Raw genomic sequence first — 26,133 nt, 5'->3', positions numbered from 1 at the left:
GCTGGCGCCGAGCGCTCGGCGCGGACTGGCGCTCAGGGCGACGATTGCCGGGCGAAGGGGTCAGCGCCCGGCGACCGCCGCGCCCGCGTGCCGGGGCAGCATCGCCGTCTCGACCACCGGGACGACGAGCAGGAGCGCGACGACGAGGAACGCCCACCGGTACCCGAGCGAGGCCGCCCCGGGATCCAGCGCTGCGGCCAGCCCCGTCGTGCACCGCACGGCCAGGGCGGCGAACGCGACGCCGAAGCCGATCGCGATCTGCTGGGTCGTGGCCGCGAAGGTGTTCGCGCCGGAGGTCAGCTGCGGCGGCACGTCGCCGAACTGGATCGAGTTGTACGCCGTGAACCCGATCGAGCGGAAGGCGCCGGCGACGACGAGCGCGACGGCGAGCACGGGCAGGGGCGTGGACCGGTCGGCGAGCGCGAACGCTGCGGCGAGCAGGGCGCCGGCGACGCTGCAGCCGATGATCGTCGCCTTGAACCCGAAGCGCCGGATGATCGGGGAGGTGAACGGCTTGATGCCGATGTTGCCGACGAACACGGCGACGACCAGCACGCCGGCGAGCGAGGCGGACCAGCCGAAGCCGACCTGGAACAGCAGCGTGTACAGGAAGGGCAGCGCGGAGATCACGAGGCGGTAGACCCCACCGCCGAGGTTGCTGGCGCGGAAGGTGGGGATGGCGAGCGCCTGCAGCGAGAGCAGCGGATGCGTGGCACGGCGCATCCGGATGACGGCGCCGGCGAGCGCCGCGACCGCGACGAGGGCGAGCGCGACGACCGCCGGGACCTCCGCCGTCGCGCCGCCGAGCGCTTCGAGCGCCAGCAGCAGGGCGGTGAGGCCGACGCCGAGCAGTGCGAAGCCGACGAGGTCGAGGCCGCGCCGGTCGCGGACGCCGCCGCGCGGCACCAGACGCAGCCCCGCGAGCAGCAGCACCAGGCCCACGGGCACGTTGACGAGGAAGATCCAGCGCCAGCCGACCGTGTCGGTGAGCACCCCTCCCAGGGCCGGGGCGACGACGGGGGCGAGCAGCCCGGGCCAGGTGAGGTAGGCGACGGCGGCGAGCAGATCGGTGGTCCGGGTGACGCGGAGGACGGCGAGGCGCCCGACCGGCACCATCAGCGCGCCGGCGACGCCCTGCAGCACCCGCAGCGCGCAGAGCATCACGAGGCCGGTGCTGAACGCGCACGCGAGCGAGGCCACGGTGAACAGCGCGACCGCGCCCTGGAACACGGTGCGCACGCCGAGCCGGTCGGCGAGCCAGCCGCCGAGCGGCACGCTGATCGCGACGGCCAGCAGGTAGGCCGTGATCGCGCTGTTCACGTCGACGGCGCGCAGCCCGAACTCCCGGCCGATCGCCGGGACCGCGGTCTGGAGGATCGTGCCGTCGAGGTTCTCCATGAAGAAGGCCCCGGCGACCAGGATCGCGAGCGGCCGGTTCAGCCCGCTGGGCGCGGTCGTCGCCGCACCGGTCATGCGACCCACGCTACGGGGCGGGACGGCCTGCGGCTCCGCTGCTGACGGCGGAGCCGCAGGCCGTCCCGGCTCCGGCTACTGCTGGGCGACGCCGTTCGAGTAGCGGGTGATCGTCTGCGGCTGCCCGTCGTTGACACCGCCGATGGCCGCGGAGCCCTGCCCGTCGATGATGTGGTCGATCGTGCCGGCCTTGTTCAGCGAGACCGTGGTCAGGTCGTGCATCACGACGGCGGGGCGATTCGGCACCTCGAACGACTGCGTCGCGTGCAGCGACGGGTTCACGTTCGTGTAGATGTAGCTGCCCAGCCCCCACGCCTCGTGGGTCCGCACCGAGTCCGCCACCTTGTAGGCCGCGTACCCGTTCACGTCGCCGTGCCGCCACGCCGCCTGGTCCGGGGCGTCGTACGGCAGCTCGTTCTGGAAGAAGACGGTGCGGCCGCGCTCGCCGTTCCAGATCACGTTGTACCGCTGGTAGTGCTCCACGAACAGGCCGGTGGCGGTGACGTCGTCGCCGTTCACCACGACGCCGGTGGCTGCGGTGTTCACCGTCCAGCCGACGGAGCCGGCCACGCCGTGGTCGGCGCGCCAGGCCCAGATGTCGTCGAGCAGCACGTGGTCGCTGTTCACGACGAGGCTGGTCGTCGCCTTGCCGACGTGCGGTCCGCCGATGCGGAAGAAGACGTCCTGCAGCGCGGTCGGGTCGGCCGCGGTGCCCGCGTGCTTCCCGCCCTTCGGGTGGGTGCTCCCGACCTGCAGCAGCGCGGGGGAGTTCACGGTGCCGGCGTCGAACATGACGCCGGCGATGTCGACGCCCTGCACGTCGGCCACGGTCATCGGGACCGCGCCCCGCTGCGCCGTCAGGGTCGCGAGGCCGAGACCCAGGACGACGGTGTTCGCGCGCTTCACCGCGATGCTCTTCGCGACGTCGTAGACGCCGGGGGTGAGCAGCAGGTTCCGGCCCTGCGCCAACGCGGAGTTGATCTTCGCGATGGAGTCGGAGGGGTGCGCGACGAAGAAGTCGCCGAGCGGCAGCGAGCGCCCCGCCGTGTGCCCGTGCGCCCACGTCGTGCCGGACGAGTCGCGCTGCGCGCTCGGCACGAAGACGCGGTAGGCGCCCTCCGCGTCGACGTACAGGTAGGGCTTCTCCTTCGACACCGGCGTCCTCGCGAGGGTCGTGTAGGGCGGGGTCGGGAACGACTGCGCCGGGGCGCCGACGGTGCCGGAGAACACCTGGTTCCAGACGGCGTTCGACCAGCCGGCACCGAGGTCGCTATTGCGCACGTAGAACTGCTGCTGCGACCCGTTCAGGGCGCCGCCCTCCAGCTTCGAGTCGGCGACGAAGCCACCGCTCGCATAGTTCGGGCTCTCGCAGTACGGCATGAAGCTCGTGTGGTCCTTCACGTCCACCCGGCGCATCGGCGCGGCCTGCGACACGGCCCACATCTCGTCCTGCGTGTGGCACTCGTCACCCGCTGTCGCGACGACGTGGATCGTGAGGTTCGAGACCGAGCGCCAGAAGGTGTCGAGCGAGCCGCTGCCGTTCCTGCCGATCGCGGTCACCCCGCCGTTGATCGTGACGTCGCCCGGGTCCTGACCGAGGCCGTCGACCTCCGTGTAGTAGCCGACCTTGACGTCGAGCGGGGTCGAGGCAGAGCCGTACGTGCCGGGCTCGAAGAGCAGTGCGTAGCGGTCCGTGCCCATCTCGGCGTCGGCCTGCTTCGCGTAGATCGCGTCGGTCCTCGCCTGGATGTCCGCCACCGGCATGTCGGGAGTGAAGACGACCACGTTCGGGCCGAGGTCGGGCGATGCCGGGGCGGGCTTCGCGGACGCCGTCTGCACCGGCGCGATCACGCCGAGGACGAGCGTGCCGGCCGCGACGGCGACGCCGACCGACCGTCTGATGGGGCTCGCTGCGTGCGAGCGGGGCTGGAGAGAGGACACCGTCGACCTGCTTCCTGAACGGAGCAGCGGTCGGTGACGGCTGCGGGAGGGCGCTGGTGTCCTCGGGTCGGGCGTCGTCGGCCGCCGGGATGGAACCGGAGAAGCATAAGCACGTCATCGGCGGATGCGAGCCTCGTCACAGGCGCTCGTGCCTCGCCCGCGGCGCGTCGTGCGCCCGGCCTCGGTTCAGCGCCGGCGTGCCACGTCGACGACCAGCACCCCGATCGCGATGACGAGCGGAACCACGAGGAAGGGGCCGGCCGGGATCAGCAGCAGCGCGACCGCGATCGTCGCCACGAGCGCGGTCCACCAGCCGCGAGACCGACGGCGGAGCAGGACGAGCCCGGCGGCGAGCGCGGCGACGTAGACCGGCACCTGCGAGCCGGCGCAGACCTCGACGAACCAGCTGACGTCGAGGTCGGTCACCGATGCGAGCAGCAGGCCGCCGACCGTGATCGCGGCCGGGACGAGCAGCGCCCGGACCGGGCCGGTCGCCGTGCCGGTGCTGCGCCGGGGCGGGAGGAAGCCGGTGCCCAGCTCGCGGAGGCTGGCGAGGTAGGCGACGGAGTTCGCCAGGGCGAGGACCGCCGCGAGCAGCGCGGCGACGCTCGCCGCGGGGTCGCCGATCGCGGCGTGCAGCACGGCGGCGACCGGCGCGGAGGTGCCGCCGGCGAAGGGGCCGAGGACCAGGATCTCCGGCAGCGCGACGGCCGCGTAGAGGACGACGACGACCACGAGCGTGATCCCGATCACCCGCGGCAGCCGCCGGTGCGGGTCGCGGACCAGGCCGACGAAGTTGGTGGACGCTTCCCACCCGGTGAGCACCCACATCAGGGTCAACGAGGCGGGGACGACGGCGAGGACGCCGTTCGGCGCGAAGTCCTGCAGGTGCTGCGGCCGCCAGTACGGGATCGACACGACCGCGGCGCCGAGGATCAGGACGACGAGCGCGACCGCGAGGACCAGCGAGAGGGCCCCGCTGGAACGGGCGGTGCGGACGTTCGCGAGGATCGCGACACCGGCGATCGCCCACGCCGCGGCGAGCTGCGTGACGCGGCCTCCGCCGACCGCGGCGCTCACGTACGCACCCCCGATCAGGGCGAGGGCGGGGACCCCGATCGGGACGCCGAGGTAGAACCAGGCGGCCGCGACCCGTCCTGCCCTCCGGCCGAAAGCCGCGGTCACGTACTGCTGGATGCCCGCCTGCTCGGTCGGCGCCCTGGTCGAGGTGGCGCGATGGATGTGCACGAACGCGAAGGCGGCCGGCACCGAGATGGCGAGCAGCGCGGCGAGGGCGATCAGCGAGAGCGGCCCGGCCTTCTGCGCGGCAGCCGCCGGCAGCGTGAGGATCCCGGGCCCGACGACGGCGGTGACGTACAGCGCGACCGCCGCGCTCGTGGAGAGCCCGCGGGTTCCGGCGCTCGTGGCGGTGATGACGCACTCCTCCGTTCCGCGCGGCCGCGATCCTGCCCGATCGCCGTGCCGGGCGTCGACGACACCCTCCCCGACTCCTCGGACACGACGCCGGGGAATCGGCATCGCTCGTCGTTCGTGCGCCCGCAGCGCCAGTCGGCGCCCTCCGCTCGGCGCCGATTGGCGCTGAGGGCGACGATTCGCGGCGCTGCGACGGCGGGCCGATACTGGCGGCTGCGGTGAGGGCGTCGCGGATGCGGAGGCGGAGGCGGAAATGATCGCGAGCACGTCGCTCGAAGGGACCGCTGCGGTCGTCACCGGCGCGGCACGCGGCATCGGGCGGGCGATCGCGCTCGAGCTCGCCGCGGCCGGCGCCGACGTCGCGCTCGGGCTCCGCGACGTCGCGCAGGACAGCGGCGTCGTGGCGGAGGTCGAGGCGCTCGGGCGCCGCGCGGTCCCGCTGCAGATGGACGTCACCGACCTCGCGCAGTCAAGGGCCGCGATCGACCGCGCGATCGCCGAGCTCGGCCGGCTCGACGTGCTCGTGAACAACGCGGGCGGCAGCATCGTCGAGGACGCCCTCGACGTGACCGAGGAGCACTTCGACGCCGTCTGGGCGCTGAACACCCGCAGCACGTTCTTCCTCTCGCAGCACGCCGCGAAGCACATGCGGGGCGCGGGCGGCGGCGCGATCGTGAACGTGGCCTCGCAGGCGGGGCTCGTGGCGCTGCCGGGGGAGGCGTCCTACTGCACCAGCAAGGCCGCGGTCATCCACCTGACGAAGTGCCTCGCGGTCGAGTGGGGCGGGCTCGGCATCCGCGTGAACGCGGTCGCGCCGACCTTCGTCGAGACCGATGGCACCGAGCCGGCGCTCGCCGACCCCGCCTTCCGCGCCGACACCGTCGAGCGGATCGCCGCCCTGCACCGGATCGGGACGCCGACCGAGGTGTCGGGCGCGGTCGCCTTCCTCGCCTCGCCGGCCGCGTCCCTGATCACCGGGCACACGATGGTGATCGACGGGGGCTGGACCGTCCGCTGAACCCGCGGGATCTCTCCCAAAGGACGGAGATCCGCCCGGAGGCCGCAGAGGAACGCCGCCCTGACCGGATCTTCCGGGCGGAACACCGTCGTTCGGGAGGGAGCGGGCGCGTCAGCCGAGGTGCGGCTCGATCAGGTGGCGCGTCGCCTCGCCCATCCGGTCGGTCGCGGTGTTCGCCTGGTGCCAGTGCGGGTAGCGCAGCGGCTCGAGCGACACGGCGCCCAGGCGCGCGAGCTCGTCCGCGCTCAGCTCCAGATCGGCCGCGGCCAGGTTGTCCGCCAGCTGCTCCTCCGTGCGCGCCCCGACGATCAGCGAGGTGACGGCGGGCTTCGCGAGCGTGTAGGCGAGCGCGACCCGCGCGGCGGAGACGCCGTGCGCGTCGCCGATCTCGACCAGCGCGTCGATCGTGTCGTACAGCCGGTCCTCGTCGTGGACGGGCGGCTCGGACCAGCCCTCGAAGCGGCGCGTGCCCTCGGGCGCGTCCTGCCCGCGGCGGTACTTGCCGGAGAGCAGCCCGCCCGCGAGCGGGCTCCAGACGAGGATCCCGAGGCCCTGGTCGATCGAGACCGGCACCAGCTCGCTCTCGGCGTCGCGCGCCTGCAGCGAGTAGTAGATCTGCTGGCTGACGAAGCGCTCGAGGCCGTGCTTCTCGGACGTCCAGAGCGCCTTCATCAGCTGCCAGCCCGTGTAGTTCGAGGCGCCGATGTAGCGCACCTTGCCGGAGCGGACCAGGTCGTCGAGCGCCTTCAGCGTCTCCTCGAGCGGGGTCTGGCCGTCCCACTCGTGCACCTGGTACAGGTCGATGTGATCGGTGCCGAGGCGGCGGAGGCTCGCCTCGGCGGCCTCGATGATGTGGTGGCGCGACAGGCCGGCGTCGTTCGGGCCCGTGCCCATCCCGCCGCGCGCCTTCGTCGCGACGAGGAAGTCGTCGCGCCGGCTGCCGAGCGCCTTCCCGAGGATCTCCTCGGCGAGGCCCTCCGAGTAGACGTCCGCCGTGTCGATCAGGTTGACGCCCGCGTCGCGCGCCATGTCGACCTGCCGGCGGGCGCCGTCGACGTCGAGGTTGCCGATCGGGGAGGCCCAGCCGGTGCCGCCGAACCCCATCGTGCCGAGGGTGATCGTGGAGACGCGGAGGCCGGAGGAGCCGAGCTGGCGATACTGCATCGTCCGAGCCTAGGGACGGGCCCTCCGCGCCTCCTGCGCCCGCCCCTGCGCCGCCCCCGCTGGTCGAGCCGCCCCCGCGGGTCGAGCTCGTCGAGACCACCGCCCTCGCGCTCAGCCCCCGAGCACGAGCGCGATCGCCTGCGCCCTCGTCGTCGTGCCGAGCTTCGCGAGGATCGCGTTCACGTACGACTTCACGGTCGTGGTGCTGAGGAAGAGCGCGGCGGCGATCTCCGGGTTGGCGCGGCCCTCGGCCACGAGGGCGAGCACCTCCGCCTCCCGCGCGGTCAGCACCGGGAAGCGCGCGCGGAGGCCCGCCGGGTCGGTGCGGGCCGGCTCGGACTCGGGCTCCGGCGCGAACCCCGCGGCGAGCCGGGCGCCGACCGCGGGGTCGAACACCGCCTGCCCCTCGGCCGCGGCCCGGATCGCGGCGAGCAGCTCGCGTCGCCCCGCGTCCTTCGTCAGGTAGCCGATCGCGCCCGCCCGCAGCGCGCCCGCGATCGAGGCGTCGTCGGCGAACGTCGTCAGCACGAGCACGCGGGTGCCGGGCCGTTCGCCGAGGATCCGGGCGGTCGCGCCCGGCCCGTCGAGCACGGGCATGCGCAGGTCCATCAGCACGACGTCCGGCTGCAGCTCGTCCACGAGGCGCACCGCCTCCGCGCCGTCCGCGGCCTGCCCGACCACCTCGACCTCGTCGCTGAGGTCGAGCACCGTGACCAGGCCGTCGCGGACGATCGCCTGGTCGTCGGCGACGAGCACGCGGATCACGCGAGCACCGCGCGGGCCTCGACGACGAACGCGTCGCCGCGCCGGCCCGCGGTCACGACGGAGCCGTCGCCGAGGGAGCGGAAGCGCTCCGCCATCCCGGCGAGGCCGTGGCCGCCGCCGGGGGAGCGGGTCGACGCCCCCACCGCGTTCTCGACCCGGAGGACGAGCGCCTGCGGATCCCGCTCCACCGACACCCGCACAGGCGCTGAGGACGCGTGCCGGCGCGCGTTCGTCAGCGCCTCCTGCAGTGCGCGCACGAGGGCCTGCCGGTGCGGCTGGTCGACGCCGGTCAGCGCCGGCTCACCGGTCACGGCGAGCTCGCCGCCGAGCGACCGGTGCGCGGCGAGCAGGTCCTCGAGCGCCTCGTCGGGCACCGCGGGCGCGACCTCCCGGTCGGGGTCGCGCAGCGCCGCGACCGCCCGCCGCGCCTCGGTCAGCCCCTCCGCGGCGAGCGTCCGTGCGGCGGCGGCCCGCACGGCCGCCTCGTCGACGTGGCCGCGCTCGAGCAGCGCCTCGATCGCGTCGAGCTGCACCACCAGGCCGCCCAGGCTGTGCGCGAGCACGTCGTGCACGTCCCGGGCGACCGCCGCCCGGTCCTCCAGCAGGCGGTTCCGCGCCGCGTCCTGCTCCGCCGCGCGGGCCGCGTCCCGCAGCGCCTCCTGCTGCAGCGCGGCCCGCACGCGGTAGCGCCGGCTCACGCCGATCAGCACGCCGAACGCCAGCACGCCGAGGTCGATCACGAGCGCCGTCGCCGTGATCCGCGCGCCCGCGCCGACGAGCAGCAGCACCGCGGTGCCGCCGCCGGTCAGCGCGACGACCGGCGCGAGCCGCTGCCGCGGATCGCCGAGCAGCAGCACGGACCCGGCGATCAGCCCCGCGATCATCTGCGGCACGCCGAGGCCGGCCGCGACCGCGGAGGCGAGCGCTCCCGCGACGATCAGCGCGGTCCGGAGCCGGCCCGGGCGCAGCGGTGTCCAGGCCAGCCAGAGCAGCAGCGCACCGACCGTCAGCACGAGCACCGGCGGGTGCTCGGTGACGGCGCGCGACTGCAGCGTGGTCAGGCCGAGCGCCGCGACGATGACGAGCACGATCCAGGTGCGCGACGCCGTCGGGTCGGGCGCGCCGAACGGCACGGCCGTGGAGGGCCGCGCCGTGCTCGGGTGCTCGCTCACGCGACGATCATGCCGACACGGGCAGCGCCTGGGGAGCGCGGGAGCGGGCGACGAGCGCCGCCGTGCCGCGGGCGCACGCGAGGATCAGCAGCGGCACGCCCGCCGAGGCCATGACGTGCACGCCGAGCGAGGGGCCCGCGACCGAGACGCCGACCCGCATCGCGATCAGGACGAGCCACAGCGCCGCGCCGGCCTTGCCGGTCCGCGACTCCCAGAGGTCGAAGCGCGTCGGCGAGGGGCGGAAGACCGTGCGGGCGCCCATCGCCGCTCCGACGCCGATCGCGACCGCGACCTCCGCCACCAGCACCGCGACGTCGACGGCCTGCAGCCGGACCGCGGTCGTGGCGGTCGCGATCTCGAGCAGCCCGAGCGCGCCGAGCACGATCGGCAGCCGCAGCACGCGGTTCGCGTCGAAGCGGGTCCAGCGCAGCTGGCGCCAGACCAGCAGCGCGACCACCAGCAGGGCGAGCGCGGCGATCGCGAAGGGCTGCAGGGACATCGGGATCCTCCTGACCGGCCGCCGTCCGACGACCTGCTCCCAGCGTCCTCGAGCGCCGGGGAGACGGACACCGCCCAGGGGTGGTGCCCGGGTGGTGATCCGGCTGTCCGCGCCGCCGGGAGATGAGACAAGCCTGCTTGACACGGAGGGCTCGTTCCACCAGGCTGGCGGCATGACAAGCCACCTTGACTCCACCGCGCCGAGCACCGGGGACCGGCGAAGGCGCCGCGCCTACCTGGTCGAGTTCGTGCCGGGCATGGTCGCGTACGTGCTCGTCCTCGTCGCCGCGCTCGCTTGGGGCGGGTTCGACGGCGACAGCCCGGCGCGGTTCGTCTGGGCGCTGCTCCCCGTCGTGCCGATGGTGTGGGTCGCCGTCGCGGTCGTCCGGCACGTGCGACGGCTCGACGGCTACCAGCGCGAGCGGACGCTGACCGCGCTGGCGACGGGCTTCGCGGTCGCGATGCTCGCCGCGCTCGCGCTCGGCATCCTGCAGTCCGCCGGGCTGGCGCTGGAGGGCTCCGGGTTCTGGATCTACGGCGCGGGCATGCTGACCTGGGCGGTCGGCGCCGCGGTCGGCAGCGGCCGGTGAGGAACGACCTGCGGCGGCGTCGCGAGGAGCGGTCGTGGACGCAGGCGCAGCTCGCGGACCGGCTCGACGTCTCCCGGCAGACCGTGAACGCGCTGGAGACGGGGCGTTACGACCCGAGCCTGCCGCTGGCGTTCCGGATCGCGGCCCTGTTCGGCACGTCGATCGAGTCCGTGTTCCAGCCGGACGAGGTGACCGCCGCCGACCGGACGTGAGTCGGGTCCCGGATGCCGACGACCGGACGACCAGGGACGGTGGCGACCTGGTGGTCCGTGCTCCGGGATCGGAGGCGCCCGGGTCGCGCTTCCGCGCCGACCTGCCGCGCCGGGCCGCCCGGACGCGGTCGCTCGGCTGGTCTCCGCGGATCAGCCTGCCGAGCGCGTCGACGCCGCCGCGACCGCGCGCTCGTCCGGGCGCGGCGGGTTCCGGGCCATGAGGGCGACGCCGGCGAGCGCGACGGCCTCGGCCGCGGCGAGCACCGCGAACGACCAGCCGGGCGCGCCGCTGGCTTGCCCGAGCAGCGCGATGCCGAGGGCGATCGCCATCAGGGGGTCCACGACGGTCAGCGCGGCGACGACCAGGCCCGCGGATCCGCCGGCGTACGCGCGCTGCACCAAGGAGATCCCCGCGAGGCCGGCGGCGCCCGCGGCCGCGAGGATCAGCAGGGAGAAGGGCAGGGCGGGGCCGAGGAGGTCGCCGCGCTGGATCGCGACGCTGCTGCGGTCCAGCAGCGCCTTCATGAGGGTCGCCGTGAAGCCGAAGCAGGCGCCGCCCGCGATCGCCCAGGCGACCGCGGGCAGGCGCTTCCTGCGGGTGAGGACCAGGGCGAGCAGACCGGTCAGCAGCGCGCCGAGGATCACGAGGACGGGCACGACGGCCGCGGTCGGAGCTGCGCTGCTGCGGGTGACGAGCGCCGCGGTGACGACGAACCCTCCGGTCCCGGCGACGCACGCGATGATGCCGCCGAGGCCGCGAGCCGAGATCCTCGCGCGTTCGAGCCGGTGGGTCAGCAGCGCGGCGACGACCAGCGACAGCACGCCGAGCGGCTGCACGACCGGCAGCGGCGCGAGCAGCAGACCGACCAGCTGCAGCAGGATCGCGAGCACGAGCAGCCCGGTGCCGCGCAGCCAGCCTACGTCGGTGAGGAGCGCTCGCAGCCGTCGGTGCCAGGGCGTGCCCCGAGGGCTGCGGTCCGCGGCCGACCGCACGCCGCGGCCCTGCAGCTGCGCCCCGAGGGCGAGCAGCACCGCACCTGCGAGCGCCGCCGCCACGCCCCACGCCAGCACCGGAGCACGCTAGCCCCGGCGCATCCGCGTGCGCCGAGCGGGGCGCCCGCATGGCTCTGACAGGAGGGCTCGCTGGTTCCGCCCTTGGCGTCGAGGTGGTTTGGGACTGTACGGGAGAGGCTGGATCAGTCGAGCGAGGGCCGCGAGGCTTTCCACTTGAGCGAGTCGATGTACATCTGGCGCCGCGTGCCCTCGTCGTTCCAAGCGTGGTAGCCGATCACCCAGGAGTCCGCGGACAGTTGGACCACAGAGTTGTGACCGGGACCGCTTAGGCCGGTGATCGAGCGGCTGAGCACCAGCGGGACGTCGGACGACGCGTGCTCCCACGGTCCGAGTGGTGATGCCGCGGTCGCATAGGAGGCGCCGTAGTCCGGGCCCTCCCATGACCCGCCCGAGTAGAAGAGGACGTAGGCGTCGTCCCGGCGGACGACGACGGGGCCCTCAAGGGTGTACCAGTCCATGTGTCGCCCGTACATCGAGCGGTCGGCCTCGTACCGCTGCCAGGGGGCATTCGGCTCGAGTACCGGAATCGTCTCCGGAGCGAGCTCGGTCATCGACACCATCCTCCGGACCGCCAGGTGCGTTCCCGGCCTCTCTGCGTCGAGCACGTCCCGGGCGAAGTACAGGTAGCGGGCGCCGTCAAGGTCGAGGAAGGGGGAGGCGTCGATCGCGAACGTCTCCTCCGGGGTCAGGTTCACCCCCTGATCGACGAAGGGCCCGAGGGGCGACAGCGCTCGTGCGACACGGAGGTGGTGCCCCGCGATGCCGATTCCTGCCGAGTAGTACATCCACCACACGCCATCCGTCTCCACGACCTCCGGAGCCCAGACGTCCGACCCGATCGACGCGTCGACGCTGAAGACGGTTCCGGCTGACTGCCATGTACGGAGGTCGGTCGACACGAGCGCCTCGAACGACCCGCTGTCCCCTCGGAACGGCTCGGGGGACCCGTAGGCGACCCAGCCTTCGCGGGTGCGGAGCAGGAACGGGTCGGCGAAGTAGCCGTCGTACGCCGACTCAGCCGACACGGTCGGAAACCTCGGCGACCTGTGCGGCGAGGTCCCGGAACACCGAGACGGCGGCCGTCGGCACCCGGCGGAGCGTGCCGTCCGGCTGCTCCTCGAGTGCGAGCAGGCCCATCCGGCGCAGGAACGCGGACTTGCCGGCGGCGACGTCGCCGAACACTTCCGACACGGCGGACCGGGCCTCGCGGGTCGGGTCGAGCAGGAACTCCTCGACGTTGCGGCCGCCGGAGGCGTAGGACCAGTCGACGAAGTCGAGCAGCGGCCACCAGGTGTAGCCGCGGACGTCGAGCCCGGCGTCGCGGAGGTCGAGCACGGCCCGCGCGGAGTCGGCCAGCCAGTCGGCGCGCACCGACTCCGGGCCCTCGATGCTCGTCTCGGTCACGAGCATCGGAGCGCCGTACTGCTCGGCGAACCAGAGCAGGCGGTCACGAAGGCCGTCCGCCCAACGGTTCACCGCGATCTGCTCAACCGACGCGGTGCCGGGCACGAGGTTCCGCGGCGTGAGGTCGGGGTAGTAGTTCACGCCGAGCAGGTCGATGGTCGGCACGTCCCGCTGGAAGCCGGCGAGCGCGACCGCATCGGCACCGTTCTCGAGAAGCCAGCAGTGCATCGGGTGCGCGGTGTCGACGCGGCCGAGCAGCAGCTCGGTCGGCAGCGCCGCCACGGCGCGAAGCAGGTCCGCGTGCGCCTCGAGGTCGGGCTCGGTCGCGGTGTAGATCGCCGACGCTTCGACGTGCACGATTGCGACGTCCGGGTTGGCGGCTCGAGCGGCCGCGATGGTCCGGCGAACGCCCTCGACGATGCCGACGGCGACTGTCGTCCAGCCGTCCCAACCGGTCAGCGCCGGCGGCCACACCCCCCTGAGGCCGCAGAAGGACGCGGTGGTTACGGGTTCGTTCAGCGGGGTGATGTGCTCGACGAGACCGCGGTACCGGGAGGCGAACGCGCCGGCGAATTCCGCAATCGCATCGGGGTAGCGAGGGTCCGCGAACGAGCCCTCGAGCCAGGTCGGTGTCCCGTAGTGCACGAGGTCGGCGATGACGGTCAGGCCGAGCTCGCCCGCGATGTGACGCAGGCGCTCGTCGAGCACCGACCAGTCGAAGACGCCCGGAGCGACGTGCACCAGCGGCCAGCTCACGCCGTACCGCACCGCCGTCGCGCCGAGGTCGCGGACGGTCGCGAGGTCGTCGCGCCACCGCAGGTCGTGGTCGGTCAGGGCGTGCTCGTCGAGCGGCGCCATGTCGAACCGGGCGGGCGGGTACACGCAGGTGTCCTCGATGCCGAGCAGCCAGGTCATCGAGCCCTCGGTAAAGGAGTGGGGCATCTACTTCAATCCGGTTGTCGCGACGCCCGCCACGAAGTAGCGCTGCGCCAAGAAGAAGGCGATCGCCAGGGGCAGGAGCGAGATGGTGGCGCCTGCGAGCAGCACGGCGTGGTCGGTCACGTGCGCGCCGCCGAACAGGGTGAGGCCCGCTGGCAGCGTCCGCATCTCCGGTGTGCTCGTCACGATGAGCGGCCAGAGGAGGTCGTTCCACAGGGCCATGAAGTTCAGCAGCGCCACGGTGGCGAGCGCAGGCTTGGACAGCGGCAGGATCACCTGGCGGTAGATCCTGAGATGGCCTGCGCCGTCGATGCGCGCCGCTTCATCGAGCTCCACCGGGATCGACATGAACGACTGCCGCAGCAGGAAGATGCCGAACGCGCTGGTCGCGCGCGGGATGATCAGCCCCTGGTACGTGTTCAGCCAGCCGAGGTGGAACAGCTCGATGAAGACCGGGATCAGGGTGACCTGGAAGGGCACCATCAGCGTCGCGAGCACGAGGACGAACGCGACGTTGCGGCCCCGGAATTGCATTCGCGCCAGGGCGTAGGCGCAGAGCGAGTCGAACACGAGGGTGAGCACGGTCGTCACCCCCGCGAAGATCACGGTGTTCAGCAGCAGCCGGAGGAACGGCAGCTGCTCCCACACACCGATGTAGCCGTGCAGGGTCCAGGCCTGCGGGATGAGGCTCGCGGGGTTCTCGAACAGGTCCTGCTCGGTGCGGAACGAGACGGACAGCATCCAGAGGAACGGCACGACGGCGACGACGACTCCGATGCCGACGACGAGCCACTTGGCGGTCGTGCCGGCTCGAGCCGCTGCGGTGCTGCGGTGCTGCAGCCGGGAGGAGTCAATCGACATCGTCGTACCTGAAGATCCGCAGCTGGACGAGGGAGATGAGCATGATCAGCGCGAAGAGCACCCAGGAGATCGCGGAGGCGTAGCCGGTCCTGTAGTTGACGAAGCCCTCCCGGAACACCTCGGTGACGAGGGTGTCGGTGGCGAACAGGGGGCCGCCACCGGTCATCACGTACACGAGGTCGAAGAGCTGCAGCGACTGGATCGTGAGGATGAGCGTCGCGAAGAGGAGGGTCGGCCGGATGCTCGGCAGCGTGATGAATCGGACGAGCTGCCAGTCGCCCGCGCCGTCGAGCCGCCCCGCCTCGTACCGCTCGGCAGGCACACCTTTCAGGCCGCCGATCATGATGATCATGACGAACCCCAGGTTCTTCCAGATGTCGACGAAGATCACCGCGGGCAGTGCGAGGGCGGTCGACTGCAACCAGTCGACCGCCGGCAGGCCGAGCGTCTCCGAGATGCCGGCGACGAGGCCGAGCTGCGGGTCGAGGAGGAAGCGCCATACGAGGCCGATCGACGTGAGCGACACGACCGTCGGGAAGAAGAAGGCCGAGCGGACGGCCTTCGTGATGAAGGAGTCACGAAGGAGGGCGATCGCGAGCGCCAGGCCCAGCACGACGAGTGCGGCGACCGAGACGACCGTGAGCTCCAGCGTGTTGACGAGTGCGTTCCAGAACTGCGGATCCCTCGTGAGCGCGAGGTAGTTGCCCAGCCCGAGGAACGGCTGCACGTCGGAGCCGATGGTCCAGTCGTGGAGGCTGTACCAGAACGACACGACGATCGGGTAGATGACGAAGACGCCGAGGATCAGCAGGCTCGGTGCCATGAACAGCCACGCCGACGTCCAGCGGATCCGGCGGCGCCGTCGCGGCCCGACGGAGACGGCCCGGGTGGAGGGCGACGTGCCGCCGCCCTCCACCCGGATCGGGGTTCCGACCGTCATCAGGAGGAGCAGCCCGTGAGCGCGTTGATCGTCTTCGCGGCAGCCGCGGTTTCGGCCGCGATGTCCTGCCCGCGCGTGATCCGGCCGATCAGCGGCACGTAGCCGTTCGCGTCGACCTGGGTCGCCTGCGGCACCTGCGGCAGGTACAGGCGAGCGTCCGGCACCTGCTCGGTGAAGGTGGAGATGATGTCGTTCGCCTTCAGATCGGCATCGTCGGCGAGATCCGTGCGCAGCGTCGGGAAGCCTGTGGTCAGGGAGAACTGCTTCTGAGCGGACTTGCTCGTCCAATAGGCGAGGAACTCTTGCGCCTGCTCCGGGTACTTCGTCTTGGCCGAGATCGCGAGCGGTGCGGTCGAGCCGAGCGTCACGCTCTTCCCGTCCTTCCCGACCGGGACGGGCGCGAGTCCGAGATCGATCCCCGCCGACTTGTAGCCGGGCGCAGCCCAGGGGCCGTTCAGCTCCATCGCGGCCTTGCCCGCGGAGAACAGCGAGTCGGCCTCCGCGCCCGTCAGCCCGACGGGCGAGATCTTGTCGTTCACGACGGCGTCGACCCAGGGGCTGAGGCTCGCTCGCCCGGCCGGGGTCTGCAGCACGCTGCAGTTCTTGGAGTCGACGATGTCGCCTCCTTCCAGCCACTGGAGGATCGGCCACATCTGGATCGTCTGGTTGTCGGCGAGCACGAGGCCGTACTGCTTCTTCTCCGGGACGGTCAGCTTCTTCGCGTCAGCAAGCAGCTCGTCCACCGTCTTCGGCGGACCGTCGATCCCGGCGGCCGCGAAGAGCTTCTTGTTGTAGTAAAGGCTCAGCGTGGCGTAGTTCGCAGGGACCGCGTAGAGCTTGCCGTTGTAGGTGTACTCCTTGATCAGGGCCGGGGCGATCTTGTCGACGTTCACCTCGGAGGCACCGCTGCCCGTCGCGGTGATGGGCAGGACCGAGTTCGTCTTCACGTACTGCGCGATCGCGTTCGGATCGGAGCTCGGAGCCGCGATGTCCGGGCCGCTGCCGGTGAGCCAGGCGGACGGGAGCTTCTGGGTGATGCTGTCCCACGGCTGCACCGACATCGACACCTGGATGTCTTCGTGCGAGGCGTTGAAGTCCTTCACGATCTGGTCGTAGCCGGGTCGGTCGCCGCCGGTGAAGCCGGTCCAGACGGTGAGCTTCACGGGACCGGCGGGCGCGCCCCCTGCGGAGCCGCCGGAGCAGCCGGTCAGGGCGAGCAGCAGTGCGGCGGATGCGGCGGCAACCGCCGTCAGGGTCTTCTTCATGAAATACGAACTCCTCGTTGAGTGGGTGGGAAGGGGGAACGGGTTCAGTCGGAGAGCAGGACGACGTCCTGCTCCGGGCATCCGCAGGATCGGCGCCGCACGAGCGACACCTGGAGGTCGTCCCGCGTCGGCGCGGTCTGCGACTCGTCGATGAGGGCGAACAAGCGCTCTGCCGCGATGCGGGCGAGCTCCTCCGCCGGGACGTGCACGCTGGTGATGCCGGGATCGGTCGTCCGGGAGAGGCCGAAGTCGTCGAATCCGACGACGGCGACGTCCTCGGGTGCGCGGAGGCCGAGGACGCGGAGTCGCTGGAGGCCGCCAAAGGCCATGTCGTCGTTGGCGAAGACGACGGCGTCGAAGCCCGCCCCGCCGAGGTCGTACCCGGCCAGCGCGTCGAACCCGGAGCGCTCGCTGAAGTCGCCTTCCGCGATCGCTGCACCCGCCTCGATCCCGGCGGCACGAGTTGCTCGAAGGAACCCCTCGCGGCGGTCGACCGCGGTCTGATGGTCGAGCGGGCCGGTGACGTGGAGCAGGCGACGCGCGCCGTGCTCCTCGATGAGGTGTGCCGTCACCATCTGCGACGCCTGCACGTCGTCCCAACCGACGCTCGTCGCGGTCGGCAGGTCGGGATAGTTGCCGAGCAGCACGACCGGCAGGCCGCTAGCGGTGAGCCGCTCGATGTTCGTGTCGCCGATCGCGGCGCTCGTGACGATCGCACCGTCGGCCGTGCGGGACCGCATCACGCGCTCGTAGGCGGTGAGGCCGCTGGCCTCGCTGGCGCTCGTGGAGATCAGCACCTGCACGTCGCGCTCGTTCGCGGCGGAGGAGACGCCGGTGAGGACGTGCATGAAGTAGCTGTGGCCGAAGACGTGCTGCGTGGAGTTGGGCACGATCACGGCGATCGCTCCCGACCGCCGGCTGCGAAGGGCTTTCGCAGCGGAGCTCGGCACGTAGCCGAGGTCCGCTGCGGTCTGCCGGATCCGGTCCGCCGTGGCCGTGCTGATGCGCCTGCTCCCGGACAGCGCCATGGAGACCGCGGCCGGGGTGACGCCGACGCGTTCGGCGACGTCCTTCAACGTCACGGTCTGCGCAGCCCCTCGTGCCACCTGCTCCTCCTGAGTTTAAACGTTTAAGCAGTTTAACGTTGAAGCAGACCGTAGCAGCGAGCGATCCCGTGTGCAATCGGACTCGTCATCGAGCACCTCGGGAGGCAGCGAGGTCATGCGGCCACGCTGCTCGATCGCCACCGGAGCTGCTCCGAAGCCCTGCCCGCAGGGGTCGAGGACGAGTCGGCCGCGCGAGGAGGGGACGACGTCAGTGCGCGGTGGCCGGCGCCGCCTCCTGCTCATCGCTGCCGCGGGTCGTCGCGTCCGGCCGCCCCCACCGCAGCAGCAGGAGCGCGATCACCGCGATCCCGACGAAGACCCCGGACGAGGTCAGGAACGCCGTGTGGTAGCTGTCGAGCTGCGCCAGCGCCTGGGCCTGCCGCGAGTTGCCGTTGTCGGTGAGGTAGCGCGTGACCGCGCCCGCGGCCAGCGTCGAGAGCACCGCGGTGCCGATGGAGCCGCCGATCTGCTGCGACGTGTTCACCATGGCGGAGCCGACGCCCGCGTCGCGCGGGTCGACGCCGGCCGTCGCGGTGTTGAAGGCCGCGCCGAAGACGTTGCCCATGCCGAGGCCCAGCACGACGAGGCCCGGCGCGATGGTCAGCCAGTACTCGCTGTCGAGGCCGATGCGGCTCAGGATGAACAGCCCGGCCGCGCCGAGCAGCGCGCCGATCACGATCATCGGCTTCGCGCCGAAGCGGGGGAGCACCCGCGGCACGATCAGCGTCGAGGTCAGCGCGATCGTGACGGGCATGGGCAGGAAGCCGACGCCGGTCTGCAGCGGGGTGTAGCCGCGCAGCACCTGCAGGTAGTAGGCGAGGAAGAGGAAGACGCCGAAGAGCGCGGCGCCGGTGAGCGCCACGGTCAGGTAGGCGCCGCCGCGCTGCCGGTCGAGCACGACCCGCAGCGGCAGCAGCGGGTGAGCGACGCGGGACTCGAGGATCACGAACGCGATCAGCAGCACGACGCCGAGCGCGAGGGAGACGATCGTCTGCACGTCGTCCCAGCCGTTCGTCTCCGCCGACGAGAAGCCGTAGACGATGCCGACGAGCCCGAGGGAGACGATCACGGTGCCCGGGAGGTCGAGCTTCGGGCGGGTGCCGGCCGGGCCCTGGCGGCCGAAGAAGGTGAGGGCGCCGATGATCGCGACGATCGCGAAGAAGAGGTTCACGTAGAGGCACCAGCGCCACGAGGCGTACTCCGTCAGCACGCCGCCGAGCAGCAGGCCGACCGCGCCGCCGGAGCCCGCGACCGCCCCGAAGATGCCGAACGCCTTGCCGCGCTCGCGGCCGTCGGTGAAGGTCGTGCTGAGCAGCGACAGCGCCGCCGGCGCGAGCAGCGCTCCGAACGCGCCCTGCACCGCGCGGGCGGTGACGAGCTCGCCGAAGTTCTGCGCCGCGCCGCCGAACGCGGAGGCCGCCGCGAAGCCGATGAGGCCCGCGATGTAGGTGACCTTTCGGCCGAACAGGTCCGACAGCCGGCCGCCGAGCAGCAGCAGCCCGCCGAAGGCGAGCGAGTAGGCGGTGATGACCCACTGCCGCTGGTCGCTGTCGAAGTCGAGCGCCCGCTGCGCGGTCGGCAGCGCGATGTTCACGATCGTGGCGTCGAGCACGACCATCAGCTGCGAGAGCGCGAGGACGGCGAGCACCCACCAGCGGTGCTCGTGGCGTGCGCCCTGCCGCTTCGGCTCGGGGCCCTCCGGGCGGTCGGGCGCGGCGGCGGGAAAGTTGTCGACAGCGGTGTCCGCCATGCGGGGCTCCTTTGTTCGGACGTGTGGGTCCGCGCGACGGTGCGCGAGCGGACGCGTAAGCGTCCGGGGAGGCGCAACCCGGCCGGTGCTCGGCTATTCCGGATCGCGCTCCCCGCGGCGTGTCAGGCGTCCTCGAGGAAGCCTGGCACGCCGCTCCTCGCCGCGGCGGTGCTCCCGCGGGAGCCTCAGCCCTCGTCCGGGAAGCGCGCCCCCGCGAGCTCCGCCGACACGGCCCAGATCCGGCGGGCGTCCGCCTCGCTGCGCAGGGGCCTGTACAGCGCCTGCTCGGCGGGGGCGCCGGCGGTGTGCCCGGGCCCGCTCGGGCCGTACATCCGGCCGGGCGCGGCCAGCGCGGTCGCCGCGAGCAGCGCCGGCAGCGCCGCGGACTCCGGCGTCCCGGCCAGCACGCCGCGGCGGGAGAGCGCGCGGATGACCCGGACGCTCGCGGTGTCGCGGGAGCGGCCGAGCTCGGGGCGGGCGGCGAGCAGGCTGGTCGGCGCGATGCCCGGGTGCGCCAGCGCGGCCGTGACGCCCCAGCCGTGCGCGCGGCTGCGGCGGTCGAGCTCGAGGCCCCACAGCCCGGAGGCGATCTTCGACGACCGGTACGCGCGGGCGCCGTCGTAGGAGCGCTGCTGGTCGAGGTCGTCCCACAGCACCGAGCCGCGCGCGGCGGCGACGCTGATCTGCAGCACGATCCGCGCGCTGCCGGCGCGCAGCAGCGGCAGCAGGCCCGCGACCAGCGCGACGTGACCCAGGTGGTTCGTCCCGAGCTGCAGCTCGTGGCCGTCCGCGGTCGTCCGGCGCTCCGGCGGCGTCATCACGCCCGCGTTGCCGATCAGCAGGTGCAGGGGCGCGCCCTCGTCGCGCAGCCGCTCGCCGAGCGCGGCGACCGAGTCGAGCGACGACAGGTCGAGCGCGGGCGTAGCGATCGACGCCCGCGGCGCCGTGGCGCGGATGCGGGCGACGGCCGCCTCGCCCTTCGCCGCGTTCCGCACCGGCAGCACGAGGTCGGCCCCCGCCTCCGCGAGGCGGGCGGCGATGTGCAGGCCGATGCCGTCGCTCGCGCCGGTGACGAGTGCGCGGCGCCCGGTCGGGTCGGGCAGGTCGAGGTGGATGGGGCGTCTGGGCACGGTGGGCTCCTGAAGGGTCGGTCGGTGGTCCCGACCCTCCCGCCGATGCCCGCCGGGTGACCAGGACCTGCGGAGTCACGGCTGGGCACGTCGGGGCTCGCCGCGTCGAGGCCCGCTTGGGAGGGGTGACCCGGCGGGGCGTGGATCCGCCGCCCGGCGCCCGGTAGGAACTCGGGTGTGACCGGCGACCTCGCATCCTTCGGCGCCTTCGTCCTGCAGCGGCGGCAGGCGCTGCAGCCGGAGGACGTCGGCCTGCCCCGAGGCGCCCGCCGCCGCACCGCCGGGCTGCGGCGCGAGGAGGTGGCGCTGCTGGCGCACATGTCGCCGGACTACTACGCGCGCCTCGAGCGCGGCACCGGCCCGCAGCCGTCGGAGCAGATGATCGCGGCGATCGCGCAGGGCCTGCACCTGTCGGTCGACGAGCGCGACCACCTGTTCCGGCTCGCGGGGCACCGGCCGCCGGCCCGCGGCGGGGAGGGCGACTTCGTCGCGCCCGGCATGCTCCGGATCCTCGACCGGCTGGCCGACACCCCGGCGGAGGTCGTCACCGAGCTGGGGGAGACGCTGCGGCAGACGCCGTTCGCCGCCGCGCTCGTCGGGCCCACCGCGGACCTGCGGGGACCTGCGCGCAGCCTCGGCTTCCGGTGGTTCACGGATCCCGCCGCCAGGGACCGGTACGCGCGCGAGGACCACGCCTTCCTCTCCCGCCTGTGGGCGTCGGGCCTGCGGCGCGTGATCGGGCTGCGCGGGCCCCGGTCGCGGGCGGCGGGGCTGGCCGACGCGCTGCTCGACCGCAGCGAGGAGTTCCGCCAGGTGTGGGCCCTGGGCGAGGTCGGGCTGCGGCCGCCGGAGCGGAAGCGGTTCGTGCACCCGGAGGTCGGCGCCCTCGAGCTGACCTGCCAGACCCTCGTCGACCCGGAGACGGCGCAGCACCTGCTCGTCTACACGGCCGTGCCCGGCTCGGAGAGCGCCGACCGCCTGCGGCTGCTCGGCGTGCTCGGCGCGCAGCCCGTCCCGTGACCGCCCTCGGGGTCCGCGCGGGTCCGCGGTCCCTGCGGGCCGCGCCTGCGGGCCCTGCTGCGGGTCAGGCGGCGGGCGCCCGGAGGCCCGCGAGCAGCAGCCGCACCATCCGCTCGGCGTGGTCACGCCCGCGCGTGGTCGGACCCGTGCCGTGGCAGAGGTTCGCGACGGCGCCGAGGAACTCGGCCGGCTCGACCTCCTGCTCGATCGCGTCCGCCGCGCGGGCGGCCTCGAGCAGGCGCTCGAGCGTCGGCGCAAGGCGGGTCGAGAAGTACTCGGCGAGCGGCTCGTAGGCCGGGTCGCCGCTGTGCAGCGCCCCCGCGAGCCCCTGCTTCGTCGCGACGAAGTCCGTGTAGCGCAGCACCCAGCGGTCCAGCGCCTCGCCGGCCGGGTACCCCGCCTCCAGCTCGTCCGCCGCATCGACGCAGGCGTCCATCTCGCGGCGGAAGACCGCGGAGATCAGGTCGGAGCGCAGCGGGAAGTGCCGGTACACGGTCCCGACGCCGACCCCGGCCCGCTCGGCGATCGTGCGTACGGGGGCGTCGACGCCGGACTCCGCGAAGACGGCTTTCGCGGCCTCGAGCAGCGCATCGAGGTTCTGTCGTGCGTCGGCGCGCTGCCGCCGCACCGGCGCGGCGCCGGTCGTCGGGGTCGTGGACATGGGCGCCTCGGATTGCATGCGGAACACAGTTCCGTTTACGGTGGGCAACAGCAGGAACGCTGTTCCGGATGTGCCTCGAGCATAGCCGCGACCGCGCTCCCGATCCAGGAACGAGACGCCGCCCGATCGGGCGGCGGGAACGAGGAGTCCGCCATGCAGCACCGCACGCTCGGCCGCACCGGCATTCAGGTAACCCCCGTCGCGCTCGGGGCGATGATGCTCGGCTCGCTCGGCAACCCCGACCGCAGCGGGGGGGTCGCGATCATCCACCGCGCGCTCGACGCCGGCATCGACTTCATCGACACGGCCGACCGCTACGGCGACTCGGAGGAGGTCGTCGGCGAGGCGCTCAAGGGCCGCCGCGACCGGGTCGTGCTCGCTACGAAGTTCTGGGGGCCCGTCGACGACGACCTGCACCACCGCGGCGCCTCCCGCCGCTGGATCATGCAGGCGGTGGAGCGCTCGCTGCGCAACCTCCGGACCGACTGGATCGACCTGTACCAGCTGCACCGGCCGGACCCCGAGACGGACGTCGACGAGACGCTGTCCGCCCTGACCGATCTGGTCCGCCAGGGCAAGGTGCGGGCGATCGGCACCTCCTCCATGCGCGGCTCGGAGATCGTGGAGGCGCAGTGGGTGTCGGAGCGCCGCGGCTTCGAGCGGTTCCGCACCGAGCAGCCGAACTACTCGATCCTCGACCGCGAGATCGAGCGCGAGATCCTCCCGGTCGCGCAGCGGTACGGGATGGGCACGCTGGTTTACAGCCCGCTGGCCGGCGGGTTCCTCACCGGCCGCTACCGCGCGGGGCAGGAGAACGGCGAGTTCCGCTCCGTCCGCACCGGGATGCGGCACTTCCGCGACGAGCGCCGCCTCGCCGCGGTCGAGCAGCTGATCGCGCTGAGCGAGGAGGTCGGCATCCCGCTGACGCACCTGGCGATGGCGTTCGTGCTCGCGCACCCCGGCGTCACCTCGGCGATCGCCGGCCCGCGCACGATGGAGCAGCTGGAGGACACGCTGGCCGGCGCTGAGGTGCGCCTCAGCGACGAGATCCTCGACCGCATCGACGCGATCGTGCCGCCGGGGGAGAGCATCGGCGCGATGGACATGGTCTACCGCGGCCCGGAGGTCGCGGACCCGGCGCTGCGCCGCCGCCCGCTCGCGCAGCGCTCCGCGGCCTGATCCCCCGCAGGCGCCGTCCGCCACCGAGCAGGGCGGCGCCTGGGAGGATCGATCCCCGTGCTCCGGAACGCCCTGATCGCCCTGATCCTCGGGCTGCCGCTGTCGGTCCTGCTGCTCGCGCCGGTCGCGGGCGTGCTCTACCGGCGGGAGGGGCGGCTCGCCCCGATCGCGATCGCGCAGCTGGTCGCCGGCGCCGTCTACTTCTGCGCGCTGTGGGCGTACACGCTGCTGCCGACGCCGCCGGCGCGCGAGCTGACCAGCTGCGCGGCGCCGCAGCTGCGGCCGTTCGCGTTCGTCGGCGACATCCTGCGGCTGGGGGTCGGCTCGCCGAGCGCGATCGTGCACAACGCGGCGCTGCTGCAGGTGGTGCTGAACGTCGCCCTGTTCGTGCCGCTCGGCGTCGGCGTCCGCCTGCTGCTGCACCGGGGCGTCGTCGTCGCGGGCCTGCTCGGTCTGGGCGGCTCGCTGCTGATCGAGGTCACGCAGCTGACCGGGATCTACGGGATCTACTCCTGCGCCTACCGGCTGTTCGACGTCGACGACCTGATCGCGAACACGGCGGGCGCGATCCTCGGCGCGGCTCTCACGATCGGGCTCGTGCGTGCGCGCCGCACCGAGGGCGTCGTCCTCGCGCCCGGGCCCGTGCGGCTGGGACGCCGGCTCGTCGGGCTGCTCGCGGACGCCGTCGCCATCGGCGTGCTGCAGTTCGTGGTCGGCGCGCTGTGGCTGGCGTGGACGCAGGTCGGCGGCCCCGACCAGCGGGCCGTGCCGGAGCTCGCCTCGCTCGTCACGTGGGGCGTCCCGGCGGTCGTCGAGCTCCTGGCCGTCCTCACCACCGGCCGCACCGTCGGGGAGGCGCTCGTCGCGATCTCGCCCGGCACGCCGCCCGGCGGACGGTGGCGGCAGGCCCTGTTCGGCGCGACCGGCTACTGCCTGCTCGGCATGACGGGCTGGGAGGGGCTGTTCGCGCTCGTCACGGTGATCGTGGTCGTGGCGACGAAGGACCGGCGCGGGCTCAGCCGCCTCGCGTCCGGCGGCCGGATCGTCGCGCTGGTGGACGCCCGTCGCGCTCGCCGGCGCGAGGAGGCCGCCTCGATCAGCGGCTGAGGATCGATCGGTCTGTCCGGACCCGGGAGGCCTCGGGTCAGCCGAGCCGCTCGGCCGTGTTCGTGGCGACGACCGCGGAGCCGAGCGAGTCGTGCAGCGCACGCCCGGGCGTCGGCCCGAACACGTCGAGCCCGATCTCGGACTCGCTCCACCGCTCGCACTCGTCCGCCGTCACGGGCCGAACGGCTGCTGCCGCGTCAGCGCTTCAGCATCTCCTTGCGGATGGTCGGGATCAGTTCGAGCCGCATCCCCGGCGTCGCGACGTAGGCGGTGCGCTCGTACCAGTCCTCGCGGTCCAGGAGGTCCAGCAGGCAGGCCGCGAGATCGCCGCGGGCCATCGCGGGGGAGTCGAGGAAGGACTCCTGGATCGCGTAGCCGCGCCCGTCCTCGTCGGCGAGCCCCGGCGGCCGGACGATCGTCCAGTCGAGCCCGCTGGTCGAGACCATGTCCTCCATTCGCAGCATGTCGTCGTAGAGCGTGCGGGTGAAGGTCGAGCGGAAGACCTGCCCCATCACTCGGCGGAAGCGGCCGCCCTCCTCGACCTTCTTCGGCGCGCCCATCGACGTCACGACCACGATGCGGCGCAGCCCGTGCCGCCGCATCGTCGCGAGCGCGTGCCGGGCGGCGGCGGAGTACACGTCGACTGGCGACCACGTGTAGGCGACGCCGATCGTCGAGACCACCGCGTCGGCCTTGGACACCGCCGCGTCCATCGTCGCCGGGTCGGTCGCGTCGCCGCCGACGACCTCGAGCCGGTCGTGCCGGATCGGGAACGCCTCCGGATGTCGGGTGAGCGCGACGACCCCGAGACCGCGGTCGAGCGCCCGCTGCACGACGCGCCGCCCGCTCGGCCCGTTCGCGCCGAGCACGAGGATCCGCCGGATGGAGCCGGTGTCGTCGGTCACGGCCGCTCCTCCTCCCGCCCCGCTCAGAGCTCGACCGAGTCGTTCGCGATGCCGTCGTTCCTCGGGTTCCCGGTGGCGGCGGCGCGGAGGTTCTTCGCGGCGAGCGCGACCGTGCTCGTCGGGCCCTCCCAGTACTCGGCGCTGTCGGCGTGCACCTTGATCAGCGCGAGGCCGGGCGTCTCCAGCTCGTCCGGGAACCAGGCCTTCAGCACCGGCGTCCACAGCTCCTCGGCCTTCGCGCGGTCGTGCACGACCTCCGCGCGCCCGGCGACCGAGGTCCACGAGTGGCCCTTGTCGTCGACGAACGACACGTTGACCGACGGCTCGGCGCGCAGCTGCGCGACCTTGGCGGAGTCGTCGTAGGCGAAGAACCACAGGTCGCCGTCGAACTCGACGTCCTGCAGGGCCATCGGGCGGCTGAGGTGCTTGCCGTCCTCGGTCATCGTCGTCAGCATCGCGACCTTCGCGTCCTTCACCAGGTCGGCGACGTGCTTGCGGTCCTCGGTCGTGTTCGAGTCGCTCATG

26 protein-coding genes are annotated in these 26,133 nt (G+C 73.1%); 6 read left to right on the top strand and 20 right to left on the bottom strand.

The window, feature by feature from the left end:
- Window positions 1–60: 60 nt before the first annotated feature.
- The 3 genes from ACFSBI_RS02305 to ACFSBI_RS02295 form a co-directional block, all read right to left on the bottom strand.
- Window positions 61–1,473, bottom strand: a complete 1,413-nt coding sequence (locus ACFSBI_RS02305) for an MFS transporter (protein WP_377931614.1) — start codon at window positions 1,471–1,473, stop codon at window positions 61–63.
- Between the two features lie 75 nt (window positions 1,474–1,548).
- A complete protein-coding gene (locus ACFSBI_RS02300; protein ID WP_377931612.1) occupies window positions 1,549–3,414 on the bottom strand; it encodes an adenylyl cyclase in 1,866 nt (621 codons plus the stop codon).
- 186 nt (window positions 3,415–3,600) lie between these two features.
- Entirely contained in the window at window positions 3,601–4,953 is a 1,353-nt protein-coding gene (locus ACFSBI_RS02295) for an APC family permease (protein WP_377931610.1), read from the bottom strand.
- Window positions 4,954–5,101: 148 nt separating this feature from the next.
- Here ACFSBI_RS02295 and ACFSBI_RS02290 point away from each other — a divergent pair, with 148 nt between their 5' ends.
- A complete protein-coding gene (locus ACFSBI_RS02290) occupies window positions 5,102–5,866 on the top strand; it encodes an SDR family NAD(P)-dependent oxidoreductase (protein ID WP_377931608.1) in 765 nt (254 codons plus the stop codon).
- A gap of 111 nt (window positions 5,867–5,977) precedes the next feature.
- Here the strand turns inward: ACFSBI_RS02290 and ACFSBI_RS02285 are convergent, their stop codons facing one another.
- The 4 genes from ACFSBI_RS02285 to ACFSBI_RS02270 form a co-directional block, all read right to left on the bottom strand.
- A complete protein-coding gene (locus ACFSBI_RS02285) occupies window positions 5,978–7,030 on the bottom strand; it encodes an aldo/keto reductase (protein WP_377931607.1) in 1,053 nt (350 codons plus the stop codon).
- Window positions 7,031–7,141: 111 nt separating this feature from the next.
- The gene (locus tag ACFSBI_RS02280) at window positions 7,142–7,795 is read right to left on the bottom strand and encodes a response regulator transcription factor (protein WP_377931605.1); all 654 of its coding nucleotides are present in this window, start codon (window positions 7,793–7,795) and stop codon (window positions 7,142–7,144) included.
- Window positions 7,792–8,967 carry a sensor histidine kinase gene (locus ACFSBI_RS02275; protein ID WP_377931603.1) on the bottom strand — a complete coding sequence of 392 codons (1,176 nt, stop codon included), beginning with the start codon at window positions 8,965–8,967 and terminating at the stop codon, window positions 7,792–7,794. The genes ACFSBI_RS02280 and ACFSBI_RS02275 overlap by 4 nt, the downstream gene beginning before the upstream one ends.
- Before the next feature lie 7 nt (window positions 8,968–8,974).
- Window positions 8,975–9,466 carry a hypothetical protein gene (locus tag ACFSBI_RS02270; protein ID WP_377931601.1) on the bottom strand — a complete coding sequence of 164 codons (492 nt, stop codon included), beginning with the start codon at window positions 9,464–9,466 and terminating at the stop codon, window positions 8,975–8,977.
- 172 nt (window positions 9,467–9,638) lie between these two features.
- On the opposite strand from ACFSBI_RS02270, the gene ACFSBI_RS02265 reads away from it, so the two are divergent.
- Window positions 9,639–10,055, top strand: coding sequence for a hypothetical protein (locus ACFSBI_RS02265; protein ID WP_377931599.1), 417 nt, complete (start codon window positions 9,639–9,641; stop codon window positions 10,053–10,055).
- Complete coding sequence (locus ACFSBI_RS02260) at window positions 10,052–10,267, top strand: helix-turn-helix transcriptional regulator (protein ID WP_377931597.1); 216 nt, start codon at window positions 10,052–10,054, stop codon at window positions 10,265–10,267. The genes ACFSBI_RS02265 and ACFSBI_RS02260 overlap by 4 nt, the downstream gene beginning before the upstream one ends.
- Window positions 10,268–10,417: 150 nt before the next feature.
- Here ACFSBI_RS02260 and ACFSBI_RS02255 read toward each other — a convergent pair whose 3' ends face one another.
- From ACFSBI_RS02255 to ACFSBI_RS02215, 9 genes are all read right to left on the bottom strand, one after another.
- Entirely contained in the window at window positions 10,418–11,338 is a 921-nt protein-coding gene (locus ACFSBI_RS02255; protein WP_377931596.1) for a DMT family transporter, read from the bottom strand.
- Window positions 11,339–11,463: 125 nt separating this feature from the next.
- A complete protein-coding gene (locus tag ACFSBI_RS02250; RefSeq protein ID WP_377931594.1) occupies window positions 11,464–12,366 on the bottom strand; it encodes a glycoside hydrolase family 43 protein in 903 nt (300 codons plus the stop codon).
- Window positions 12,356–13,660 carry a family 1 glycosylhydrolase gene (locus tag ACFSBI_RS02245; RefSeq protein ID WP_377931592.1) on the bottom strand — a complete coding sequence of 435 codons (1,305 nt, stop codon included), beginning with the start codon at window positions 13,658–13,660 and terminating at the stop codon, window positions 12,356–12,358. Before ACFSBI_RS02245 ends, ACFSBI_RS02250 begins: the two co-directional genes overlap by 11 nt.
- 27 nt (window positions 13,661–13,687) lie before the next feature.
- The gene (locus ACFSBI_RS02240; protein ID WP_377931590.1) at window positions 13,688–14,545 is read right to left on the bottom strand and encodes a carbohydrate ABC transporter permease; all 858 of its coding nucleotides are present in this window, start codon (window positions 14,543–14,545) and stop codon (window positions 13,688–13,690) included.
- Window positions 14,535–15,485 (bottom strand): carbohydrate ABC transporter permease, encoded by a 951-nt coding sequence (locus ACFSBI_RS02235; RefSeq protein WP_377931588.1) that lies wholly within the window; start codon window positions 15,483–15,485, stop codon window positions 14,535–14,537. Before ACFSBI_RS02235 ends, ACFSBI_RS02240 begins: the two co-directional genes overlap by 11 nt.
- Window positions 15,485–16,750, bottom strand: coding sequence for an ABC transporter substrate-binding protein (locus ACFSBI_RS02230; protein ID WP_377931586.1), 1,266 nt, complete (start codon window positions 16,748–16,750; stop codon window positions 15,485–15,487). The genes ACFSBI_RS02235 and ACFSBI_RS02230 overlap by 1 nt, the downstream gene beginning before the upstream one ends.
- 44 nt (window positions 16,751–16,794) lie before the next feature.
- On the bottom strand, window positions 16,795–17,856 hold the full coding sequence (locus ACFSBI_RS02225) for a LacI family DNA-binding transcriptional regulator (RefSeq protein ID WP_377931584.1): 1,062 nt from the start codon (window positions 17,854–17,856) through the stop codon (window positions 16,795–16,797).
- A 208-nt stretch (window positions 17,857–18,064) separates the two neighbouring features.
- Window positions 18,065–19,606 (bottom strand): MFS transporter, encoded by a 1,542-nt coding sequence (locus ACFSBI_RS02220; protein WP_377931582.1) that lies wholly within the window; start codon window positions 19,604–19,606, stop codon window positions 18,065–18,067.
- 185 nt (window positions 19,607–19,791) lie between these two features.
- Window positions 19,792–20,736: an SDR family oxidoreductase gene (locus ACFSBI_RS02215; protein WP_377931580.1), complete on the bottom strand. Its 945-nt coding sequence runs from the start codon at window positions 20,734–20,736 to the stop codon at window positions 19,792–19,794.
- Between the two features lie 177 nt (window positions 20,737–20,913).
- On the opposite strand from ACFSBI_RS02215, the gene ACFSBI_RS02210 reads away from it, so the two are divergent.
- Window positions 20,914–21,756 (top strand): helix-turn-helix transcriptional regulator, encoded by an 843-nt coding sequence (locus ACFSBI_RS02210; RefSeq protein WP_377931578.1) that lies wholly within the window; start codon window positions 20,914–20,916, stop codon window positions 21,754–21,756.
- Between the two features lie 64 nt (window positions 21,757–21,820).
- Here ACFSBI_RS02210 and ACFSBI_RS02205 read toward each other — a convergent pair whose 3' ends face one another.
- Window positions 21,821–22,417: a TetR/AcrR family transcriptional regulator gene (locus ACFSBI_RS02205; protein ID WP_377931576.1), complete on the bottom strand. Its 597-nt coding sequence runs from the start codon at window positions 22,415–22,417 to the stop codon at window positions 21,821–21,823.
- A gap of 153 nt (window positions 22,418–22,570) precedes the next feature.
- On the opposite strand from ACFSBI_RS02205, the gene ACFSBI_RS02200 reads away from it, so the two are divergent.
- Entirely contained in the window at window positions 22,571–23,596 is a 1,026-nt protein-coding gene (locus tag ACFSBI_RS02200; protein WP_377931574.1) for an aldo/keto reductase, read from the top strand.
- A gap of 57 nt (window positions 23,597–23,653) precedes the next feature.
- On the top strand, window positions 23,654–24,703 hold the full coding sequence (locus ACFSBI_RS02195) for a VanZ family protein (RefSeq protein ID WP_377931572.1): 1,050 nt from the start codon (window positions 23,654–23,656) through the stop codon (window positions 24,701–24,703).
- Between the two features lie 37 nt (window positions 24,704–24,740).
- Here ACFSBI_RS02195 and ACFSBI_RS02190 read toward each other — a convergent pair whose 3' ends face one another.
- Genes ACFSBI_RS02190 through ACFSBI_RS02180 form a run of 3 tightly spaced genes read right to left on the bottom strand, consistent with a single transcriptional unit; the run spans window position 24,741 to window position 26,132 of the window.
- The gene (locus ACFSBI_RS02190; protein WP_377931570.1) at window positions 24,741–24,878 is read right to left on the bottom strand and encodes a hypothetical protein; all 138 of its coding nucleotides are present in this window, start codon (window positions 24,876–24,878) and stop codon (window positions 24,741–24,743) included.
- 22 nt (window positions 24,879–24,900) lie between these two features.
- Window positions 24,901–25,608: an NAD(P)-dependent oxidoreductase gene (locus ACFSBI_RS02185; protein ID WP_377931568.1), complete on the bottom strand. Its 708-nt coding sequence runs from the start codon at window positions 25,606–25,608 to the stop codon at window positions 24,901–24,903.
- A 23-nt stretch (window positions 25,609–25,631) separates the two neighbouring features.
- Complete coding sequence (locus ACFSBI_RS02180) at window positions 25,632–26,132, bottom strand: pyridoxamine 5'-phosphate oxidase family protein (protein WP_377931566.1); 501 nt, start codon at window positions 26,130–26,132, stop codon at window positions 25,632–25,634.
- Window position 26,133: the final 1 nt, after the last annotated feature.

The organism is Amnibacterium endophyticum (genome assembly GCF_042680685.1).
GTDB classification, from domain to species: Bacteria; Actinomycetota; Actinomycetes; order Actinomycetales; family Microbacteriaceae; genus Amnibacterium; species Amnibacterium endophyticum.
This window is presented reverse-complemented; position numbering and strand designations above follow the sequence as displayed.

Coding starts and splice junctions, on each gene's coding strand:
- ACFSBI_RS02305 (WP_377931614.1), bottom strand. CDS start 1,473: ATGACCGGTGCGGCGACGACCGCGCCCAGCGGGCTGAACCGGCCGCTC.
- ACFSBI_RS02295 (WP_377931610.1), bottom strand. CDS start 4,953: ATGCCGATTCCCCGGCGTCGTGTCCGAGGAGTCGGGGAGGGTGTCGTC.
- ACFSBI_RS02290 (WP_377931608.1), top strand. CDS start 5,102: ATGATCGCGAGCACGTCGCTCGAAGGGACCGCTGCGGTCGTCACCGGC.
- ACFSBI_RS02285 (WP_377931607.1), bottom strand. CDS start 7,030: ATGCAGTATCGCCAGCTCGGCTCCTCCGGCCTCCGCGTCTCCACGATC.
- ACFSBI_RS02270 (WP_377931601.1), bottom strand. CDS start 9,466: ATGTCCCTGCAGCCCTTCGCGATCGCCGCGCTCGCCCTGCTGGTGGTC.
- ACFSBI_RS02265 (WP_377931599.1), top strand. CDS start 9,639: ATGACAAGCCACCTTGACTCCACCGCGCCGAGCACCGGGGACCGGCGA.
- ACFSBI_RS02245 (WP_377931592.1), bottom strand. CDS start 13,660: ATGACCTGGCTGCTCGGCATCGAGGACACCTGCGTGTACCCGCCCGCC.
- ACFSBI_RS02240 (WP_377931590.1), bottom strand. CDS start 14,545: ATGTCGATTGACTCCTCCCGGCTGCAGCACCGCAGCACCGCAGCGGCT.
- ACFSBI_RS02235 (WP_377931588.1), bottom strand. CDS start 15,485: ATGACGGTCGGAACCCCGATCCGGGTGGAGGGCGGCGGCACGTCGCCC.
- ACFSBI_RS02230 (WP_377931586.1), bottom strand. CDS start 16,750: ATGAAGAAGACCCTGACGGCGGTTGCCGCCGCATCCGCCGCACTGCTG.
- ACFSBI_RS02220 (WP_377931582.1), bottom strand. CDS start 19,606: ATGGCGGACACCGCTGTCGACAACTTTCCCGCCGCCGCGCCCGACCGC.
- ACFSBI_RS02205 (WP_377931576.1), bottom strand. CDS start 22,417: ATGTCCACGACCCCGACGACCGGCGCCGCGCCGGTGCGGCGGCAGCGC.
- ACFSBI_RS02200 (WP_377931574.1), top strand. CDS start 22,571: ATGCAGCACCGCACGCTCGGCCGCACCGGCATTCAGGTAACCCCCGTC.
- ACFSBI_RS02180 (WP_377931566.1), bottom strand. CDS start 26,132: ATGAGCGACTCGAACACGACCGAGGACCGCAAGCACGTCGCCGACCTG.